The 16,274-nt window shown below is 46.3% G+C and carries 23 protein-coding genes; 17 read left to right on the top strand and 6 right to left on the bottom strand.

The features are described from left to right. Positions 1-62 precede the first annotated feature (62 nt). Positions 63-377 (bottom strand): helix-turn-helix transcriptional regulator, encoded by a 315-nt coding sequence (locus ACKTS9_RS09510; RefSeq protein WP_087271362.1) that lies wholly within the window; start codon positions 375-377, stop codon positions 63-65. Between the two features lie 156 nt (positions 378-533). On the opposite strand from ACKTS9_RS09510, the gene ACKTS9_RS09505 reads away from it, so the two are divergent. The 17 genes from ACKTS9_RS09505 to ACKTS9_RS09425 all read left to right on the top strand — a co-directional run bounded on the left by ACKTS9_RS09505 (position 534) and on the right by ACKTS9_RS09425 (position 12,438). Further along, positions 534-1,067, top strand: a complete 534-nt coding sequence (locus ACKTS9_RS09505) for an SLOG family protein (protein ID WP_087271359.1) — start codon at positions 534-536, stop codon at positions 1,065-1,067. Between the two features lie 101 nt (positions 1,068-1,168). Then, positions 1,169-1,858: a response regulator transcription factor gene (locus ACKTS9_RS09500; protein WP_373210371.1), complete on the top strand. Its 690-nt coding sequence runs from the start codon at positions 1,169-1,171 to the stop codon at positions 1,856-1,858. Continuing rightward, positions 1,855-2,886 (top strand): sensor histidine kinase, encoded by a 1,032-nt coding sequence (locus ACKTS9_RS09495; RefSeq protein WP_373210373.1) that lies wholly within the window; start codon positions 1,855-1,857, stop codon positions 2,884-2,886. The genes ACKTS9_RS09500 and ACKTS9_RS09495 overlap by 4 nt, the downstream gene beginning before the upstream one ends. A gap of 120 nt (positions 2,887-3,006) precedes the next feature. Continuing rightward, on the top strand, positions 3,007-3,267 hold the full coding sequence (locus tag ACKTS9_RS09490; RefSeq protein ID WP_373210374.1) for a hypothetical protein: 261 nt from the start codon (positions 3,007-3,009) through the stop codon (positions 3,265-3,267). A gap of 111 nt (positions 3,268-3,378) precedes the next feature. After that, entirely contained in the window at positions 3,379-4,044 is a 666-nt protein-coding gene (locus ACKTS9_RS09485) for an ABC transporter ATP-binding protein (RefSeq protein WP_373210376.1), read from the top strand. A 13-nt stretch (positions 4,045-4,057) separates the two neighbouring features. Continuing rightward, positions 4,058-6,475, top strand: a complete 2,418-nt coding sequence (locus ACKTS9_RS09480) for an FtsX-like permease family protein (RefSeq protein ID WP_373210378.1) — start codon at positions 4,058-4,060, stop codon at positions 6,473-6,475. A gap of 164 nt (positions 6,476-6,639) precedes the next feature. After that, on the top strand, positions 6,640-7,023 hold the full coding sequence (locus ACKTS9_RS09475) for a GntR family transcriptional regulator (protein ID WP_087308502.1): 384 nt from the start codon (positions 6,640-6,642) through the stop codon (positions 7,021-7,023). Continuing rightward, positions 7,016-7,876 carry an ABC transporter ATP-binding protein gene (locus ACKTS9_RS09470; RefSeq protein WP_373210380.1) on the top strand — a complete coding sequence of 287 codons (861 nt, stop codon included), beginning with the start codon at positions 7,016-7,018 and terminating at the stop codon, positions 7,874-7,876. The genes ACKTS9_RS09475 and ACKTS9_RS09470 overlap by 8 nt, the downstream gene beginning before the upstream one ends. Continuing rightward, a complete protein-coding gene (locus tag ACKTS9_RS09465) occupies positions 7,869-8,516 on the top strand; it encodes an ABC-2 transporter permease (RefSeq protein ID WP_122790088.1) in 648 nt (215 codons plus the stop codon). Before ACKTS9_RS09470 ends, ACKTS9_RS09465 begins: the two co-directional genes overlap by 8 nt. A gap of 10 nt (positions 8,517-8,526) precedes the next feature. Then, a complete protein-coding gene (locus ACKTS9_RS09460; RefSeq protein ID WP_016147279.1) occupies positions 8,527-8,649 on the top strand; it encodes a hypothetical protein in 123 nt (40 codons plus the stop codon). Beyond that, the gene (locus ACKTS9_RS09455; protein ID WP_122790087.1) at positions 8,646-8,843 is read left to right on the top strand and encodes a cysteine-rich KTR domain-containing protein; all 198 of its coding nucleotides are present in this window, start codon (positions 8,646-8,648) and stop codon (positions 8,841-8,843) included. The genes ACKTS9_RS09460 and ACKTS9_RS09455 overlap by 4 nt, the downstream gene beginning before the upstream one ends. A 733-nt stretch (positions 8,844-9,576) precedes the next feature. Further along, positions 9,577-10,011, top strand: coding sequence for a sigma-70 family RNA polymerase sigma factor (locus ACKTS9_RS09450; RefSeq protein ID WP_373210382.1), 435 nt, complete (start codon positions 9,577-9,579; stop codon positions 10,009-10,011). Further along, the gene (locus tag ACKTS9_RS09445; RefSeq protein WP_122790084.1) at positions 9,996-10,235 is read left to right on the top strand and encodes a helix-turn-helix domain-containing protein; all 240 of its coding nucleotides are present in this window, start codon (positions 9,996-9,998) and stop codon (positions 10,233-10,235) included. Before ACKTS9_RS09450 ends, ACKTS9_RS09445 begins: the two co-directional genes overlap by 16 nt. Before the next feature lie 406 nt (positions 10,236-10,641). After that, complete coding sequence (locus ACKTS9_RS09440; protein ID WP_164706713.1) at positions 10,642-10,815, top strand: transposon-encoded TnpW family protein; 174 nt, start codon at positions 10,642-10,644, stop codon at positions 10,813-10,815. 380 nt (positions 10,816-11,195) lie between these two features. Beyond that, entirely contained in the window at positions 11,196-11,546 is a 351-nt protein-coding gene (locus ACKTS9_RS09435) for a TnpV protein (RefSeq protein ID WP_407880405.1), read from the top strand. 13 nt (positions 11,547-11,559) lie between these two features. Further along, entirely contained in the window at positions 11,560-11,841 is a 282-nt protein-coding gene (locus ACKTS9_RS09430; protein WP_407880403.1) for a DUF6809 family protein, read from the top strand. Between the two features lie 132 nt (positions 11,842-11,973). Continuing rightward, complete coding sequence (locus ACKTS9_RS09425; RefSeq protein WP_407880401.1) at positions 11,974-12,438, top strand: GNAT family N-acetyltransferase; 465 nt, start codon at positions 11,974-11,976, stop codon at positions 12,436-12,438. Positions 12,439-12,626: 188 nt separating this feature from the next. Here ACKTS9_RS09425 and ACKTS9_RS09420 read toward each other — a convergent pair whose 3' ends face one another. The 5 genes from ACKTS9_RS09420 to ACKTS9_RS09400 all read right to left on the bottom strand — a co-directional run bounded on the left by ACKTS9_RS09420 (position 12,627) and on the right by ACKTS9_RS09400 (position 16,265). Continuing rightward, positions 12,627-13,655: a virulence RhuM family protein gene (locus tag ACKTS9_RS09420; protein ID WP_407880399.1), complete on the bottom strand. Its 1,029-nt coding sequence runs from the start codon at positions 13,653-13,655 to the stop codon at positions 12,627-12,629. Positions 13,656-13,732: 77 nt separating this feature from the next. Next, complete coding sequence (locus ACKTS9_RS09415; RefSeq protein WP_407880397.1) at positions 13,733-14,209, bottom strand: GNAT family N-acetyltransferase; 477 nt, start codon at positions 14,207-14,209, stop codon at positions 13,733-13,735. Continuing rightward, the gene (locus ACKTS9_RS09410; protein WP_407880395.1) at positions 14,209-14,757 is read right to left on the bottom strand and encodes a GNAT family N-acetyltransferase; all 549 of its coding nucleotides are present in this window, start codon (positions 14,755-14,757) and stop codon (positions 14,209-14,211) included. The genes ACKTS9_RS09415 and ACKTS9_RS09410 overlap by 1 nt, the downstream gene beginning before the upstream one ends. A 134-nt stretch (positions 14,758-14,891) precedes the next feature. Further along, positions 14,892-15,344, bottom strand: a complete 453-nt coding sequence (locus tag ACKTS9_RS09405) for a GNAT family N-acetyltransferase (protein WP_087249498.1) — start codon at positions 15,342-15,344, stop codon at positions 14,892-14,894. A gap of 6 nt (positions 15,345-15,350) precedes the next feature. Beyond that, a complete protein-coding gene (locus ACKTS9_RS09400; RefSeq protein ID WP_407880392.1) occupies positions 15,351-16,265 on the bottom strand; it encodes a hypothetical protein in 915 nt (304 codons plus the stop codon). Between the last annotated feature and the right edge of the window lie 9 nt (positions 16,266-16,274).

The following is a 16,274-nucleotide window of genomic DNA, read 5'->3' as shown; positions in this document are numbered from 1 at the left end:
GATGAGAAAATGGGGGATGATATAGGGAAAGATAAACGGCAGGAGCCATTTGGCGCCTGCCGTCATTTTCCTTGATTCAGCCGTGCGATAAGACCAAGCAATATAATTAAATCATCATCTGATAATGTCCTGATGCCATCCAACGCCTTTTTGACAAGCTGTGGGGTGTTTTCGGTAGCGTCAAAAAATTGCAGGGGCGTTATTTCAAAATATTCACAGATATTTAAGAATTGCTTCATGGAAGGCAATGCCCGGCCGGAGGAAATAGCCTGGATGTAGCCACGGTTTTGTCCCAGTTCCAAGCTCAACTGGTATTCAGAAATGCCTTTTTTCAACCGCAGCTCCGTGATCCGATTGCGGATAAATTCTTCGTCCATAAGTTCACCTCTCTGATTGTTAGCATATCAGAAAGGTTCCCTGGATATTGAACATTATTTGTGTTATAATTTGGCTGATGATTTCGTTTACGCCTTATTAAATAAGTTATTTTTGTTTTCTATGTGTTGACCGCTATTAGAACAGGAGGAAACCGCATGAATGAATGCGTTTGTGCTATTACTGGACACCGGCCAAGCCGGTTCAAGTTCAAATACAGTGAAGATTATGCCCTTTGTAAGAAGATCAAAGCCAATATGCTGGAAGTGTTCCGAAAGCTACATGATGAAAAGGAAGTCCGGCGCTTTTATGTTGGCGGCGCCCTGGGTGTTGATATGTGGGCGGCTGAACAAATCCTTCGTCTGAAGGAACAGCCTGGATACGAAGATATTGAATTGGTTGTGGCCCTGCCGTTTGTCGGCCATGATGCCAAGTGGGATCAGCGCAGCAAGCGCCGGATGGAGTTTATCCTGCAACATTGCAGCAAAAAAGAAGTCATCGGAAACGAAGATTGCCGTGAGAGCTATGTCAAGAGAAATTGCTACATGGTAGATCAGGCCAACTACCTGGTGGCAGTTTATGATGATGGGCGGAATCTGCGATCCGGTACAATGCAGTGTGTCAGATATGCACAGAAGAACCATGTGCCGGTAGTTTTGATTCACCCGGATACAGCAATAATAACATGGTAAGTTTCTTCAAAATATTTTACAGTCCGTTCCCGTTTAGGACATTTCTGCAACATTTCCTATTATACTAAAAGATAGTATAATGACATAAAGGAAGTGAGCGCATGAGAAAGATACTGATTGTGGAGGACGATACTCTTTTGAACCGGACTCTGGGATATAACCTGGCGTCTGATGGATATGAAATCACAGCGGCCTATAACCACAAGGATGCTGTTTTCCATTTGAAAGAAACCGAGTTTGATGTTGCGCTCCTGGACATCAATTTGCCGGATGGCAGCGGTCTTGATCTTTGCGAAGAAATCCGGGGGCGCGGCCAGCACACCTACATTATTTTCATCACCGCCAACGACAAGGAAAGCGATATGCTCAAAGGCTATGAAGCAGGCGGCGCGGACTATGTGACGAAACCTTTTTCGGTGACGGTGCTGTGCAGGAAGGTGGCGGCGGTCTTTGCCAATCTGGAACTGCGCACGCCCCGGCACGATCTGTTTGACGATGGCTTTTTGAAAATCGACTTTTCCGAGCAGCGGGCGTCCCTTGCCGGGGAGCCGCTGGACTTCACCCCGAAGGAATACCGCACCTTGTTCCTGTTCGTGAAGAACCCCCGGATTATCCTGACCAAGCGGCAGATTTTAGAGAAGCTGTGGGACATTGACGGGGATTTTGTGGACGAGCATACCCTGACCACCATCATCAGCCGTATCCGCAAAAAAATCGAAACAGACGAGCATAAGTATATCAAGACAGCTTACGGCATGGGCTATCAGTGGATCGGTGGTGAACCAAAATGAAAATAGAAAACCTGTCCATGAAAAAGTTTCTGTGGCTTATTACTGGTGGCCTTCTGGCAACCTCTTTTCTGGTGCTGCTCTGTCTGTTTTTGGTCACGAAAAACCTACGGGTGGTTTTGTACGGCGGGTTGCTGACCGCTGTGTTTCTGGTATGGGGCGGGATTTTCCTGCACTACTTTCAAAAGAAGCTGACCCTGTTCACCGATAGCCTGTGCCGGACGCTGGATGACATGATGGACAGCGCCGCACGGCCAGAAATGGACTATGAAGCGGAAACGCTGCTGGCGAGAATCAGCCACCGCCTGGAACGGCTCTACAACATCATGCAGAAAGACCGAAATACGGTGGCAAAAGAAAAGGCCGATCTACAATCTCTGTTATCGGATATTTCCCACCAGACCAAGACCCCCATTGCCAATCTGAAAATGCTCAATGAAACCATGCTGACCCGTCCGATTTCGGAGGAACAGCGGCGGGAGTTTTTGCAGGCAACCGGCAGCCAGCTTGACAAGCTGGACTTTCTGATTCAGGCAATGGTGAAAACTTCCCGGCTGGAGGCTGGTGTGATTACGCTGGAGAAAAAGGACGCTTTAATAGAGGAAACTTTGGTGTACGCCATCAACGGGATTTTGGCTCCAATGGAGAAAAAAGGTATTGAGCTGACCGTGGATTGCCCAGAGGGGCTGACCATTTCCCATGATAGCCGCTGGACTTCCGAGGCCCTGTTCAATCTGCTGGACAATGCGGTGAAGTACACGCCTGCTGGTGGCAGCATCCATGTGTCCGTTCAGAATTGGGAAATGTACTGGAAAATTGATGTGACTGACACGGGCCGGGGCATCCCGGAACGAGAGCAGGCCACGATCTTCAAGCGATTTTACCGGGAAGAAGCGGTGCATGAGGTGGACGGAATCGGCATTGGTCTATATCTGGCCCGTGAGATCATTACCATGCAGGGCGGGTATATTCTGGTGACTTCCGAGGTTGGGAAAGGTTCCACCTTTTCGGTGTTCTTGCCACAAGAGTAATCAAGCGGCGGCCTGTGCGGGCTGCCGCTTTTTCAAAAAATTATCACAGCATGGATTTTAGGACATTTCTGCAACATTTGGGAGGTAGGCTTTTCTCAAACAATGAGAGGAGGAAGTTACATGGCTATTACAAGGACATTGATTCTCAATGCGGTCCTGCTCTGCCTGCCACCTATGATTATCCTGGGCGTTTTCAAATTCTTCTTTGTCCGGCATATTCGATGGGCAGCCGGAGTAGTGGCATTGATTGATGTTGTTATCTTTCAGACACAGCTATTTTATTATGAGAGCATCTGGCTTGTGCTGTTCTTTTTGGTGATTCAACTGGCAATTACCGGCTTGCTTTCCGTTCGGCTTTACAAAAAATACTATCAAAAATGAAATGTCCTAAAATTGAAGCAATTCAGTCCAAAACCAGAGGGCGTTTAGGACATTTCTGTAACAATTCAGCTTTAGACTACTCTTATCAAAAAACAGAAAGGCGGTATTCATATGAGTATCTTGCAGACCAATGATCTGAAAAAATATTACGGTACTGAGCCGAACATTACCCGCGCTCTGGACGGTGTGACCTTCTCCGTAGAGGAAGGAGAGTTTGTAGCGGTGGTGGGTACATCCGGTTCCGGCAAATCCACCCTGCTGCACATGATGGGCGGTCTGGATACTCCCACTTCCGGCAGCGTGGTGGTTCGGGACAAGGAACTGGCCAAGATGAACGACGAGCAGCTTACCATCTTCCGCCGCCGCAACATTGGGTTTGTGTTCCAAAACTACAATCTGGTGCCGATTCTGAATGTGCATGAGAACATTGTTCTGCCTGTGGAACTGGATGGCGACACCGTGGATCAGAAATTCATGGTTGAGGTCGTGAAGATGCTGGGCCTTCAGGACAAACTCCAGAATATGCCCAACAACCTTTCCGGCGGTCAGCAGCAGCGCGTGGCGATTGCCCGCGCCCTGGTATCCAAACCGGCCATTGTCCTGGCTGATGAACCCACTGGCAACCTGGACAGCAAGACCAGCGCCGACGTGCTGGGCCTGCTTCAGCGCACCAGCCGGGAGTTCAACCAAACGCTTGTGATGATTACCCATAACAACGAGATTGCCCAGCTTGCCGACCGTATTGTGCGCATTGAGGACGGAAAAATCAAGGCGTAAGGAGGTGGAGGATATGACATTACCATTTGAAAATGATACGCGCAGAATAATACATGGTCTTGCGAAAGCTGATCTGAAAACACACAAATTAAAAACATTTTTAACTGCAACCATTATCGTTCTGGCCACCTGTCTGATGGCAACTATTTTTTCGGTTTTAGTGAATGATGCGTTGGATCAAGCGAATCAGGCTCCATACCATGCTATGTATCGGGCAGTAAACGAAGATACCAAAACCACACTCCAATCGGATAAAGATTTTGAAGCCGTAGGCATCTACAAATCTTTTGGAAATCAGGTTGACCGTGATGGTCGTACCGATCTGGCATATATGGACGAACAGGCGCTGGCCTTTATGGGGTTCCGGCTTGTAGATGGCGTAATCCCGGACAGTGAAAATGAGGTGCTTGTGTCCGAAACCTACTTAAAGAATCGTGCTTTGTCGGTGGGAGATACTTTCCGGTTTGCTTATGTTGACAGCTTGACCAATGAAGAAAGAGAAGAAGAATTTACTGTATGTGGTACGATTCAAAACAAGGAACAAGAACGTGGAGAGCAGTTTTATGTTGTAACATCAAACAGTTTCCAAATGAAATATGCCCAACAATACAGTCAAATAACTTCGGATTTCAGCACAGAAACCGCTGCCACGGTTGATGTACTTGTTTTACTCAATTCGGATTATTCCAGTACAGGTTCCGATACCCAAAAAGACTTTTTGAAAAGCAAAGGCGAGTCTGCAGGCATCCCCAGCTTTGATGTTATCATAAATGAGAGTTACATTGATGGAGTTTACTTTGATGGAACTGTGATCGCTGCTGTCATCTTTTTCACCATATTCTTGATGTTTGCCAGCAGCTTTGTGATATACAGCATTTTTTATATTTCCATCGTAAATTCCATGCCAATGTATGCCCAACTGATCTCATTGGGCACAACACAAAAGCAACTGCGCCGGTTCTTAAATACGCAAGGCAATATGTTGGCAGTGAGATTTATACCGCTTGGAGCATTGATTTCTATTTTGCTCATTGTCTTAATCTCTGGAGTACAATGGCTTCTGTATGATGCTCTCATTACTTTATTTGCGATCCTGCTGATTTATGTCGTTATTAAATTTGCACTGAGGAAACCTGCAAAACTTTTGGCAAATGCTTCACCCATTGAAGCTATGAAATTCAGGGATGGGGAAACCGCTGGTTCTCACAAGGCACTAAAACAAATTACCCCTGATTCGTTAGCAAAAAGCAATCTGTACACAAATCGGAAGAAAAATCGAATGTCAATTATTTCGCTAAGTATCAGCGGAACATTGATGATTGCATTAGCCATTTTTGTGTCCTCTATCAATCTTCCGGCAATGATACGGCAAAGCTATCCTATGGATGAAGATTTTCAAATTGGTATTCAAATGGACAATTTCTACGAACGTTTCCCGACAATTATTCAGAACAATCCATTATCCGATGAACTGATGGGACAAATCACAGATATTCCTGGTGTCCAGAAAATCATTCTTGACGAGTGTGTTATGGGCCGTTTGGTTGAATCGGCTGTAAATTATACCTCGCTCGAAGATAACTTGGAACTGCTGAATAGCTTGTCACCAGAACTGATCGCCAATGTCAGCGAAATCGTAAGTGGAACTGTTAGCTATGATGATTTAGGTACGAATGAAATTGTAATCAATAAATACCGCACAGATCGAAGTGAACTCAACTATGGAGATTTGCAAGTTGGAGATTCGTTGACATTCCGTTTTGAAGTCGGTGGACAGACCATAGAAGAAACATTTACTGTTGCAGGTATTGCCTATTTCCCCTCGACGGGATTATTCTATTGCACTCAAGAAGCAATCGAACAGATTTCCCCGTATAATAATACAACACATATCTCTATCTTTTGTGATAAAAACTATACGGAGTCTGTAAAAGACAGACTGGCATCTCTTATCAGCGGAAATCCGAATTTACGGCTCAAAGTATATTCGGAAGAATATTCTATGATTGCAGGGTTTATCAATGTAACAATGAGTAGTCTATATGCTATATCTGCCTTTGTCGTGATATTCGGATTGCTCAATATGATAAATATGCTGATTAACAGCGCAATCATCCGCAAACGGGAGTTTGCTTTGCTACAAGCTGTTGGGATGACAAACCGGCAACTGCGAAAAATGCTCTACCGGGAGGGTATGAGTGTCAGTATCAAGTCGGCACTATTGGCAGCGGCTTTTGGTATTACGATTGGTGGACTTCTGTGCTATTTGGCAAATAAGGTAATGGCTCTGAAATTCGTTATCTTTGCCATTGATCCGTTACCTGTTCTCTTGTTTGCTGCTGTACTGATTGGGTTACAGATTCTTGTCAGCTATTGCATCTGTCGTTCAATCGAAAAAACAAGTCTGATTGAAAATCTGAGGGCAGAATAAACACTGCCTTTCAAGAAGAAAACTGGTCGGGACAGAGATTGCTTGTCCCGACCAGTTTTTGCTATTTGTAAACTTTCTTTAACCATATTGTCTTTTTGCTCGCTTTGTGTTATAGTGTTATATATAATAGCATAACAGTTAAAACAGCAAGAAGGTGAGATGGATTGAAACTAATTATTTCAAATGTATCAGGCGTACCCATCTACGAGCAAATTAAGCAGCAGGTCAAGGCGGCAATCCTATCTGGCGAACTGAAAGAGGACGAAGCCTTACCTTCTCTTCGAACACTGGCAAAAGATTTGAAAATCAGTGTCCTAACCGTTACAAGGGCCTATACAGAATTAGAGCAAGAGGGATTTGTCAAAAATGTTCAGGGACGCGGCTGCTTTGTCATGGGCCGTGGCTCTGAACTAATGAGAGAGCAGCTTATCTGCAAAGTAGAAAATGGGCTGACCGATGCAATCAAGGCGGCAAGAATAGCAAATCTTCCAAACGAGGAACTGCACCGTCTTTTAGATATTTTATTGGAGGCGAATACAGATGACTAACTATTTAGAGGTGAAAAACCTGTCGAAATCCTTTGACAGTTTCCAGCTTCACAATATCAGCTTCACCTTGCCGAAGGGATATATTATGGGGCTGATCGGGCCAAACGGCTCCGGCAAGACAACCACCATCAAACTCATTCTGAATATGCTCAAGCGCAACGGCGGCGAAATCAAGATCATGGGGCTGGATAATGTCGCTGACGAGCAGAAAGCAAAAGCGGAACTCGGTGTTGTATTTGATACCAACTATTTCAGCGATGATTGGCAGGTAACACAGGTAGAAAAATCTATCTCCGTTTTCTACCCCAACTGGAAGTCGGAGCGGTTTGCCGAGATGCTGCGGAAGTTCCACATCGCTCCCACCAAGAAAGTGAAAGAACTCTCAAAGGGTATGCAGATGAAGTTGATGCTGGCCTGTGCGTTCTCTTACGACGCAAAGCTGCTGATCCTGGACGAACCCACCAGCGGCCTCGATCCGGTTTCCAGAGATGAACTGCTTCAAATTCTCTCGGAATATATCGAGGACGGAGAACACAGTGTACTGTTCTCTACCCATATCACCGGCGATTTGGAACGCGCTGCTGACTATATCACTTATATCAGCTATGGAGAATTGTTTTTCAGCGGCAGCAAGGATGAATTTGTCGATATGTTCCGCATTGTCAAGGGAGGAACAGAAGAACTGTCTGCTGACCTGAAGGAAAAAGCTGTCGGTGTCCGCACATTCTCTACGGGCTTTGAGGCCCTGGTCAAGACCGAAGATACGGTCGCTTTTTCCTCTTTGAGTATTGAACCGGCGACCATTGATGAAATCGTTGTATTCACGAGCAAGAAAGGTGACGATTATGAGTAATACATTAAAAGCAACAAAATTAGACTTTTCGCTGGTAAAGCCCTATATCAAGGTGATCGGTTTTACCATGCTTCTTCCTATCGCTTTTGCGGCCATTAACCGTTCCATCCTGACCGGCGTTTCCTTTGCCATGTGCTTTATCGCCATGACCACAGGATACACTTTCTCTGTAACGGAGAAAAACAGCATGGAGCGTTTGTATGGGATTTTACCCATCAAGAAAAGCGAAATGGTAACAGGCCGGTATCTCTTTGTTCTTGCGCTGGGCGCGATGGCTCTGGTGGTTTCTCTTATCACACAGCCGATTGTGCTGCGGGCAATGGGTGAAAGTGTTGGAGCATTTGATATGATTAGTGCAGCCATCGGCGGTTTATTCCTGTTTGCCCTTTATACCGTATTTCAAATTCCGGGCTATTACAAATATGGAGCCATCAAAGGCCGTGTGTTCATGTATATTCCTGTGGCTGGATTTTTGGCGACCTTGTTTTTCCTGCCCAAGATGCCCGCAGACAATCCCTTTGTGACTACGGTTGTAAGTTCCCCGGTACTGCTGATCGGCCTTGTGCTTGTACTCGTTGTTGTCATGTACGCTGTGTCGATCTGGTTCTCCATTCGGATTATGGAAAATAAAGAAATGTGAGGTGAGCAATATGGATTTTACAATTTTAGCGGTAGTTCTTCTGATTGGTGTCGGTATTCCTGTCCGCAACAAGCTGATCCGAAAATATCGGGAAGAAAAGAAGCAAAAAGATAAGGATCGGGATGCAAAATGACCGATATGGAGAAAGCCGAGTTCATCCGCTGTCCCATTTGTGGAAATAAAACACGGGACAAAATTCGGGAGGATACCATCCTAAAAAACTTCCCTCTCTTTTGTCCCAAATGCAAAAGTGAGTGTCTAATTGACATTGAACAATTTCATATAACCGTTATCAAAGCGCCAGACGCACAGCCGCAGAGCCGATAACTCACAAGATCCGATTCACTTGTGATTATCGGCTTTTTTGAATGTTCTGTGCCATATACCTGACTATTTTGGCGCAACCATGTTCCTGCTCAAACGGATTATTTTGCGGTCTGAAATGCAATGAATTTAGAATTGCTACAAAAGTGAAGCAATTCGGGCTGTTTTTTTGTCGAAAGAAGTGGGCGTTAGGACAATTCTGCAACAATTCGATTTTACAGTATTGATAAAGCCAAATATATAATCTATCTGCCCGGCGGCAGAAAAGAAAAAACCGTCGCTGGGCAGACCAATTTCTATGCTCAAAATATAATTTTAGCGGCGGTTTTGAGAAATCAAGGCCGCCGCTTCTTTCTGTCCAAAGGCTAACGACGACCCTATACCTTGCAATTTGGCACGGCGGCAATAGGAGGATGCCGCCATGTGCTACAAAGCCTTTCGACATAAAACGACAAGAGCCATCTTGTCAAAAAAAGTCTGTTTCCATTATCGAGATATTCCGGCCATGAAGATGAACAGTTAAATCATGTAAATACTTCTGTCAATTCCTTTGCGCCTGTCCGCATTTTGCGGATGGGCGCTTTTTGTTGTTTATGTGGGCCTTCGTCACCTGACGGAGCCTTTCATAAAAATTTCTTTCCTTTCCAGGTTGCCAAAATCGCAAGTCTTGGATTACTGAGGCGAAAGGGAGGAAATCACCACCCCGCACCTGTGCGGCGCGAAGGGAGGTGAGAATATGAAAGACTCCCATGAGCAACGCATTCAAAATCAATTTGGCGCCTTCTGCGTCAGGGTTTTGAAGAATGAGGCCCGGCATATCCAACGTGACTATGCCAGCCTTCTGGACCAGGAAAAGCCTTTGGACGAGCTGACAGCCTCCGAGCTGGAGCAGACCGCCGTGTGGGACGATTACTTTATGGACGAGCATGTCTTTGAAGTATTGGGACTTCCGGTAGTCGTAACCGGCAATGTCCTGGCCGATGCGTTAGCGCAGTTGCCGGAGGGTAAACGGGATGTGATCCTGCTGTCCTACTTCCTGGGTATGACGGACCGGGAAATCAGCGAAAAGCTGCATATCGTCCATCAGACCGTATCCAAACGGCGGCTCGTTACGCTGAAAGAACTGTACGAATATCTGGTAAAGGAGGGATTTGAATGGCCGGACATGTAAAGCCCATTCCGGTGCCTGTGATTCTGGCAGCCGTGAACGGTGACGAAAATGCTCTTGCTGCTGTCGTCGCTCATTATCAGAAGTACATTCGGGCTCTTGCCACCAGACCGGTGAGGGACGAGTACGGTAACGAATACCTGTATGTGGACGAAGATATGCGGCTCAGACTGGAAACAAAGCTGATACATAGTATCGTGACGAGTTTCAAGGTGCTGCCGGTCTAAAGTTGTTCGGGGTAAGTTTCGCTCCCTTTCCTTGCCCCTGACGATCCGGCAGCGGAGTCCATGATCCTTGACAAAGAAAGCCTTCGGGCAGCATAAGGCAGACGGATACGATCTGTCTGTGTGGAGCCGGTCGGCCGGTGCGCCAAGACCCTGTTGCAAGTCCGCAGGACGGGACCCCTACTAAACAGGCGAGCGACAAAACCAGGCCGCAAAACAGGTGTGGCAGCCTGTGGGCGAGGATGCACAGGCAGGATAATGAGACTCCCGCGTTGAACGCCCTCAAAGCATTGCGCGGCGCACCCATCAGCATGGGCCGGGGTGAGATTCCCGTGGAGCTGCGGCCAGCAGCCGTCCGTTTTTTGCCTCTTTTATGGTTTTAATGAAATGGCATGAAAGGGGCCTTATTATGCAGAAAATTCAATCTGAAAATAAATATGCCCCGCCTATGCGGAGCAAAAAGAAGATCGGCAACACGACCTTTATCGTCAATTCCTTTTTCCCTCAAACGGGAAATCAGACGATAGCCTCCAAACTGGAGAACCTGATAAAAGCCGATATTCAGAAACAAACTGTGACTTGAAAACCTTCTAACAGGCAGACAGGGAAAAGAAAGCGCGGTATAATGAAGTTGGACTTCAATATCGTGTTTGACTGCCGGATAGGAGGTATTTATGTATTACCAGTCAAACACCGCTGCCGCGCTTCAATTCCCTTACACGGCTATGAGCTCCGAAGAACTTACAGCTTTGTATTGTCGCTTATCCCGTGACGATGAATTGCAGGGTGACAGCAATAGCATTGTAAACCATGATGTAATGTATAGAGGGTGGATTACACCAAAAAACATTACATCATGACTGGCGGCTCATTTGTGGCGAATGAAAAGACAGTTATGATAAAGGAGGGATGCCCTCAAACCTACCGTAACTGTCAACCACATTCCCACGAAAGGAGCCTTGTATGGAACTGACTTACACCAAATGCGGCGACTACCTCATTCCCGATCTTGTGTTATCGGACACCAAAGAGTACCATATCGGGAAATATGGCCGGATGCGCCGTGCCTGCCTAAAAGAACACCGGCCCATTCTGTATACCGATCTCATTGTCACCGAAAAGCTGTTTCCCCACTTGGAGGAAATCGACACCGCCTGCCGGGAGCGGCTGGAAATCATTGAAAAAGCCATGATGCAACAAGAGGGTGTCACGGAAACCCTGAAAGCTGCCGATCAGATGGCATGGGTGCGCTCCATGAACTCCATCCACAACAGGGCCGAGGAAATTGTCCTGGCTGAGCTGGTCTACTGTTGAGGGAGGGAACGCAATGATTTTGGAAGCCATGTATAACGGGGAGTTTTATCCCTGTGAAACCGTTGTTCCCACGTCCCCGGAATACCGCAGGGCAGTCCAAACCTGTGCAGAGTTGATGGAGCAGCTGTCTCAGCGGCTCAGCAAAGAGGACTATGCGCTGGTGGAAGAACTCCGGGCGCAGAACGCTATCGCACAGTGCGAGGAAAGTGAGAGCCATTTCAAGTATGGCTTTTCGGCTGGGCTGATCGTCCAGCAGGAAGCCCATGCACAAGTGCAACAGAAAGAAGGAAAATAGCTTAAAGAAACCGTCTGAGTAGAAAAACTATTCGGGCGGTTTCATCGTTCAATGGTAGATTTATTCATATTTTCGTGGTAGATTTATCATAATAAAGTAGATAACAAATTGGGATTTATGTAGAGGAACAAGATGATGAAAATTAAGCTAATTGAGGATTATGACGATAAACAGAAAATTGCAAGACAGATATTAGAAGCACTACCTGAGTGGTTCGGCATAGATGAAGCAAGAGAAAATTACATCAAAGAAAGTACAGACCAACTTTTCTTTGCCGCTCTTGACGAAAACCAAGTAACAGGTTTTTTATGCTTAAAAGAAACGAGTAAAGACACACTGGAACTGAGTGTGATGGGCGTGTTAAAGGAGTATCATCGCCACGGAATTGGAAAAGAACTATTTTTGAACGCCAAGAAACTCGCATCAGAAATAGGATATACTTTTCTTCAGGTAAAGACAGTTCAAATGGGACACTACGAGGAATATGATAACACAAATCATTTCTACCTCAGTCTGGGTTTTAAGGAATTTGAAGTCTTTCCTACCCTATGGGACGAATGGAATCCTTGCCAAATTTATATAATGTCACTACGGTAAATCCCAATTTACCGAGGAAACAAAATCCGTTAGAACTCTAAGAGCATATTTCTATGCTCTCCTGTCGGGAGTAGTTGTGCGACCTGCGGAGATTCATTCTCTGTCATTCAAACCATGATAAAGCTAAATAATAGAAAGCCCACGCAGCCGGAAAAAGAACCGGTGGCGTGGGCTTTCTGTATATATGGTTATTCTGTCAGATCATCCGAAGTTTCCGCAACCAGCCTGTCAAAGTCGCTCTGATAGGTCCGATCCTGTAATACCCGGAACTTTTCAAACTCTTTCTCAGCAAAGGCTTTGGCAATGGCGGCGGTCACCTTGCCCTTATCATGCAGAATATCTTCCTCGTTGAACTGTAAAAATGCGTCAAGCCGCTTGACCCAATCGGCCATATACATGACATTTCCACGGCGGGCCTGCCGTTCCGCATAGTCCAGGTACATGGTGACGATCTCGTTCAGGTTTCGCATTTCCGTTTCGTTCAGATAGTTTTTAGCGACGGTGACATCCGATTTGCGGATGCGGCCTTTGGGGGCGTTTTTCCATGTGGTAAGCCCCATGTTGGGCTTGGTGCTGTCGGCACGGCCGTATACGATCTCGGCAGCGGTATGGTGGGTGACCGCATAATGGATCTTGTTCTGCACCGTGGCGAAAAACTCCTTTGTGATGGGGCTTTCCACATCGTAGTCGGCGCTGCACTGGGAATAGATGTCCGTGATTTTTTGGTAAAATCTTCTCTCGCTGGCCCGGATGTCCCGGATACGCTCCAGCTGTTCCTCGAAATAATCCTTGCCGAAAAAGTTCTCCGGCTCCCGCAGCCGTGCGTCATCCATCACATAGCCTTTGATGATGAACTCTTTCAACACCCGGTTCGCCCAAATGCGGAACATGGTCGCCTTTTTGGAGTTCACACGATACCCCACAGCGATGATGGCGTCCAGATTATAATAGTTGGTCTGATACCGTTTTCCGTCCGCCGCAGTTGTTTCCATTTTGGAAACAACTGAATCCTCGCTCAGTTCGCCGGATTCAAAGATTTTTTTCAGATGCTTGGAAATGGCCGCTTTCTGCACCTCGAACAGCTCTGCCATTTTTGCCTGCGTCAGCCAGAGATTTTCCTGAAAGAGCAGGATTTCCACCCGCACCTCCCCGTTTTCGGTCTTGCAAAAGAGGATTTCTCTGGTTTCATACGGGGTCAGCCCCTGTTCCTCGCTCATTCCTCGTCACCTCCATATCGTTTTGGTAAGTTTGGATTGTATTTTGTAATTCATTTACAAAATGCCAGGTATTCCATTTACTTCTTTCGATGAATCGTATTGGATTCCCATAGTAAGTTCTTTTCCAAATATACCATATCAATAAGCTGAACGCCGCATTCAAAGATAGGATGATCATAATTGTCCGTGAAAAAGTTTTTGATACGATGGCTTTCTATAAAACCGCATTTCTTATAAAAAGGGAGCGTCAGCTGACTGTCACCCGTCCCCACACGAAGAATACGAAAATTATCACGGTATGTCTGCTCAATAAACTCAATCATCCGTTTTCCGTAGCCCATGCGCTGGCATTCCGGCAGAACAGCAATATTCTTGATTTCAAGAACTTTGCTGCCTTCGTCAGTAACAACACATTCCGCTTTTACGCCATTTTCCTCCAAAACATACATCGTACCTTTTTCAAGATACCGGTCGATCATATCTTTCTGCTCGTCCGCAAGAAAAAGCAGGCTCATGTATCTCTTTTTATTATCCTCAATTTTGCTTATTTTCATCAACTGTCATCCCCACATACTTTACATTCCAACTGGCAGTCATACGGCTCGGCTTCTACATGAGACTGATTGTAGACAGCCGCCTCTGCACAGCCCATTTTGTGATAGAATGCCTGGCTTTCAACGGCTGAATGGGCTGAGATGTACAACTTTTTTGCTCCATGTGCCTTTGCCCATTCTTTCGCTGCTCGAAACAGTGCAGTGCCAACCCCTTTTCCTCGCATATCCTCTGACACATGGATACTTGAGAGGTCAAGGTATCTGTGATTTCCCCCAAAAAGTTTCGGTTCAACTGACACGAAACCTTTCAACACCCCTTCGCAGAAAGCAGCATATACCAATCCACCTGTTGCTGCTGTGTTTCTCAGGCAGGAAACCAGGAATTTATAATCCGCTTCGCTCCAATCGTCAATAAACGGATCATCTTTGATAATCCATTTTCCGTTTTCTTTTCGCCTACATTTAACAACAGTTTGATGCCGTACAAAATGTCTAAATAGCTCTCGGCTTATCTCATTCTCTTGTAAGTTTTTATATATAATCTCCATTTCTATTATCCATGCAGCTCCCTTTGGTGTTTACTTTATTTTCAAATTCTGGATTCCAATAAATGCCGCTCCAATCGAACGCAAAATGATTTATCAGGTCTCTCCAAATGTCTAATTTTTAACGATAACCGTTTCTATTTCAAATCATAAACATACATCCTCGACAAATCTACCTCACCATCGCCCTGCGCCATACACAGGAACTTCCATCCGTAGCGCTCATAGAAGCCTGTGTGGTCTGTAATGAGATATAAGGTTTCCAGGCCGAATGAACGCATATCCTCACAAACATATTCCAGCAGCTTTCCTGCAATTCCCTGACAACGGTAGTTTTCCTCAACATATACCGCGCAGACATTTGGCGTCAAATCCTTGCGGTTATGAAAATCGTTTTCGATGACCCCAATACCACCAATAATCTGCTGATTCTCGACTGCAACATACCACTGCGGAACAATGCTTTTGCCCGTCAAGCACTCCTGTATGCTTCCCGCATATTCTTCAACTGGAATATCCCACTTGGAATGAAACCACTCTGCGGCCTCCGATGCCAGTTCGCTGTGTTCCCTGAGTTTCAGAATTTCCATAGCGTATCATTCCTCCTCATTTCCGCCCTTTTTAGAACGGCTCTTGTGGACATTGTACTGGTTCTTGCACCGTGGGCTGCAAAAGGCGGCGTTGGACCGGCTGCCCAGGAACACCTTCTGGCAGTGCTTGCACAGGCGCAAAGGCTGTTCACCGTCCACCAGCATGAAGCTGAACATCATCTGGATACCCAGCAGCAGCGAATGGAAATCCCAGTAAATGGTGGGTTTATCCAGCAGCTCGATGTGGTAGCTGGGGGCGATTCCGCCGAACGCAGCCATGGCCTTGCGATACAGCCCCCGTGCGTCCTCGTCGATGGAATCATAATCTTTGTAGTACAGGATTGAGGTAGACAGGGTGAATGCCCAGTCCTTGAACTGCTGGGCAACCCAGTCATAGGGTTCCGCATATTCCCGCTGGAAGCTCATATTCTTCGCCATCGGCTCGTCCATGAAGGTCATGGTCAGAGCAACCATCGTACGGTCACCGGACACGTTCCACGTAGACGTAATGCCTTTCTTCACCAAGTCCAGCTGGTCGAAGGGGTAAAACAGGGACAGATATTTGTCTGCCGCCATGGATTCTTCCTTGATAAAGTGGTTTTTCGGCAGATATACCGCCTCATAGTCCATAAAGGACGGGGTGGTGGGCAGAGCGGTCATCATCCCCAGCAGGCCGTACCGGGTGATAAACTCCATCACCGCCTTTTCCACTTCTGCTTCCGGCTTGCGTCCCATCATCAGCATCCCCACATTCAGGGCATCCAGCACAATGTTGGGAACCTCTTTCAGCGGATTGTAGACATCCGGCTTTGCGCTCTTGCCGGGGGTGATATACCGCTTGCCATCTTCCGCTGTTTTCAGCTCGTAATGATCGTACCGCACCCAATGGGAACGGGACTGTTCAAATAAATTTTTCATCATACACGCCCT

Source organism: Owariibacterium komagatae (assembly GCF_045865535.1).
In the GTDB taxonomy this organism is placed as follows: domain Bacteria; phylum Bacillota; class Clostridia; order Oscillospirales; family Ruminococcaceae; genus Ruthenibacterium; species Ruthenibacterium komagatae.
The sequence above is the reverse complement of the archived record's forward strand: the minus strand, read 5'-3'. Positions and strand labels throughout refer to the sequence as shown.

Excerpts from the sequence above, each read along its gene's own strand:
- ACKTS9_RS09430 (WP_407880403.1), top strand. The coding sequence starts at position 11,560 with ATGATTTTGGAAGCCATGTATAACGGGGAGTTTTATCCCTGTGAAACC.
- ACKTS9_RS09405 (WP_087249498.1), bottom strand. The coding sequence starts at position 15,344 with ATGGAAATTCTGAAACTCAGGGAACACAGCGAACTGGCATCGGAGGCC.
- ACKTS9_RS09500 (WP_373210371.1), top strand. The coding sequence starts at position 1,169 with ATGAGAAAGATACTGATTGTGGAGGACGATACTCTTTTGAACCGGACT.
- ACKTS9_RS09470 (WP_373210380.1), top strand. The coding sequence starts at position 7,016 with ATGACTAACTATTTAGAGGTGAAAAACCTGTCGAAATCCTTTGACAGT.
- ACKTS9_RS09455 (WP_122790087.1), top strand. The coding sequence starts at position 8,646 with ATGACCGATATGGAGAAAGCCGAGTTCATCCGCTGTCCCATTTGTGGA.
- ACKTS9_RS09425 (WP_407880401.1), top strand. The coding sequence starts at position 11,974 with ATGATGAAAATTAAGCTAATTGAGGATTATGACGATAAACAGAAAATT.
- ACKTS9_RS09440 (WP_164706713.1), top strand. The coding sequence starts at position 10,642 with ATGCAGAAAATTCAATCTGAAAATAAATATGCCCCGCCTATGCGGAGC.
- ACKTS9_RS09415 (WP_407880397.1), bottom strand. The coding sequence starts at position 14,209 with ATGAAAATAAGCAAAATTGAGGATAATAAAAAGAGATACATGAGCCTG.
- ACKTS9_RS09400 (WP_407880392.1), bottom strand. The coding sequence starts at position 16,265 with ATGATGAAAAATTTATTTGAACAGTCCCGTTCCCATTGGGTGCGGTAC.
- ACKTS9_RS09510 (WP_087271362.1), bottom strand. The coding sequence starts at position 377 with ATGGACGAAGAATTTATCCGCAATCGGATCACGGAGCTGCGGTTGAAA.
- ACKTS9_RS09460 (WP_016147279.1), top strand. The coding sequence starts at position 8,527 with ATGGATTTTACAATTTTAGCGGTAGTTCTTCTGATTGGTGTCGGTATT.
- ACKTS9_RS09505 (WP_087271359.1), top strand. The coding sequence starts at position 534 with ATGAATGAATGCGTTTGTGCTATTACTGGACACCGGCCAAGCCGGTTC.
- ACKTS9_RS09490 (WP_373210374.1), top strand. The coding sequence starts at position 3,007 with ATGGCTATTACAAGGACATTGATTCTCAATGCGGTCCTGCTCTGCCTG.
- ACKTS9_RS09480 (WP_373210378.1), top strand. The coding sequence starts at position 4,058 with ATGACATTACCATTTGAAAATGATACGCGCAGAATAATACATGGTCTT.
- ACKTS9_RS09410 (WP_407880395.1), bottom strand. The coding sequence starts at position 14,757 with ATGGAGATTATATATAAAAACTTACAAGAGAATGAGATAAGCCGAGAG.
- ACKTS9_RS09445 (WP_122790084.1), top strand. The coding sequence starts at position 9,996 with ATGGCCGGACATGTAAAGCCCATTCCGGTGCCTGTGATTCTGGCAGCC.
- ACKTS9_RS09495 (WP_373210373.1), top strand. The coding sequence starts at position 1,855 with ATGAAAATAGAAAACCTGTCCATGAAAAAGTTTCTGTGGCTTATTACT.
- ACKTS9_RS09435 (WP_407880405.1), top strand. The coding sequence starts at position 11,196 with ATGGAACTGACTTACACCAAATGCGGCGACTACCTCATTCCCGATCTT.
- ACKTS9_RS09485 (WP_373210376.1), top strand. The coding sequence starts at position 3,379 with ATGAGTATCTTGCAGACCAATGATCTGAAAAAATATTACGGTACTGAG.
- ACKTS9_RS09450 (WP_373210382.1), top strand. The coding sequence starts at position 9,577 with ATGAAAGACTCCCATGAGCAACGCATTCAAAATCAATTTGGCGCCTTC.
- ACKTS9_RS09420 (WP_407880399.1), bottom strand. The coding sequence starts at position 13,655 with ATGAGCGAGGAACAGGGGCTGACCCCGTATGAAACCAGAGAAATCCTC.
- ACKTS9_RS09465 (WP_122790088.1), top strand. The coding sequence starts at position 7,869 with ATGAGTAATACATTAAAAGCAACAAAATTAGACTTTTCGCTGGTAAAG.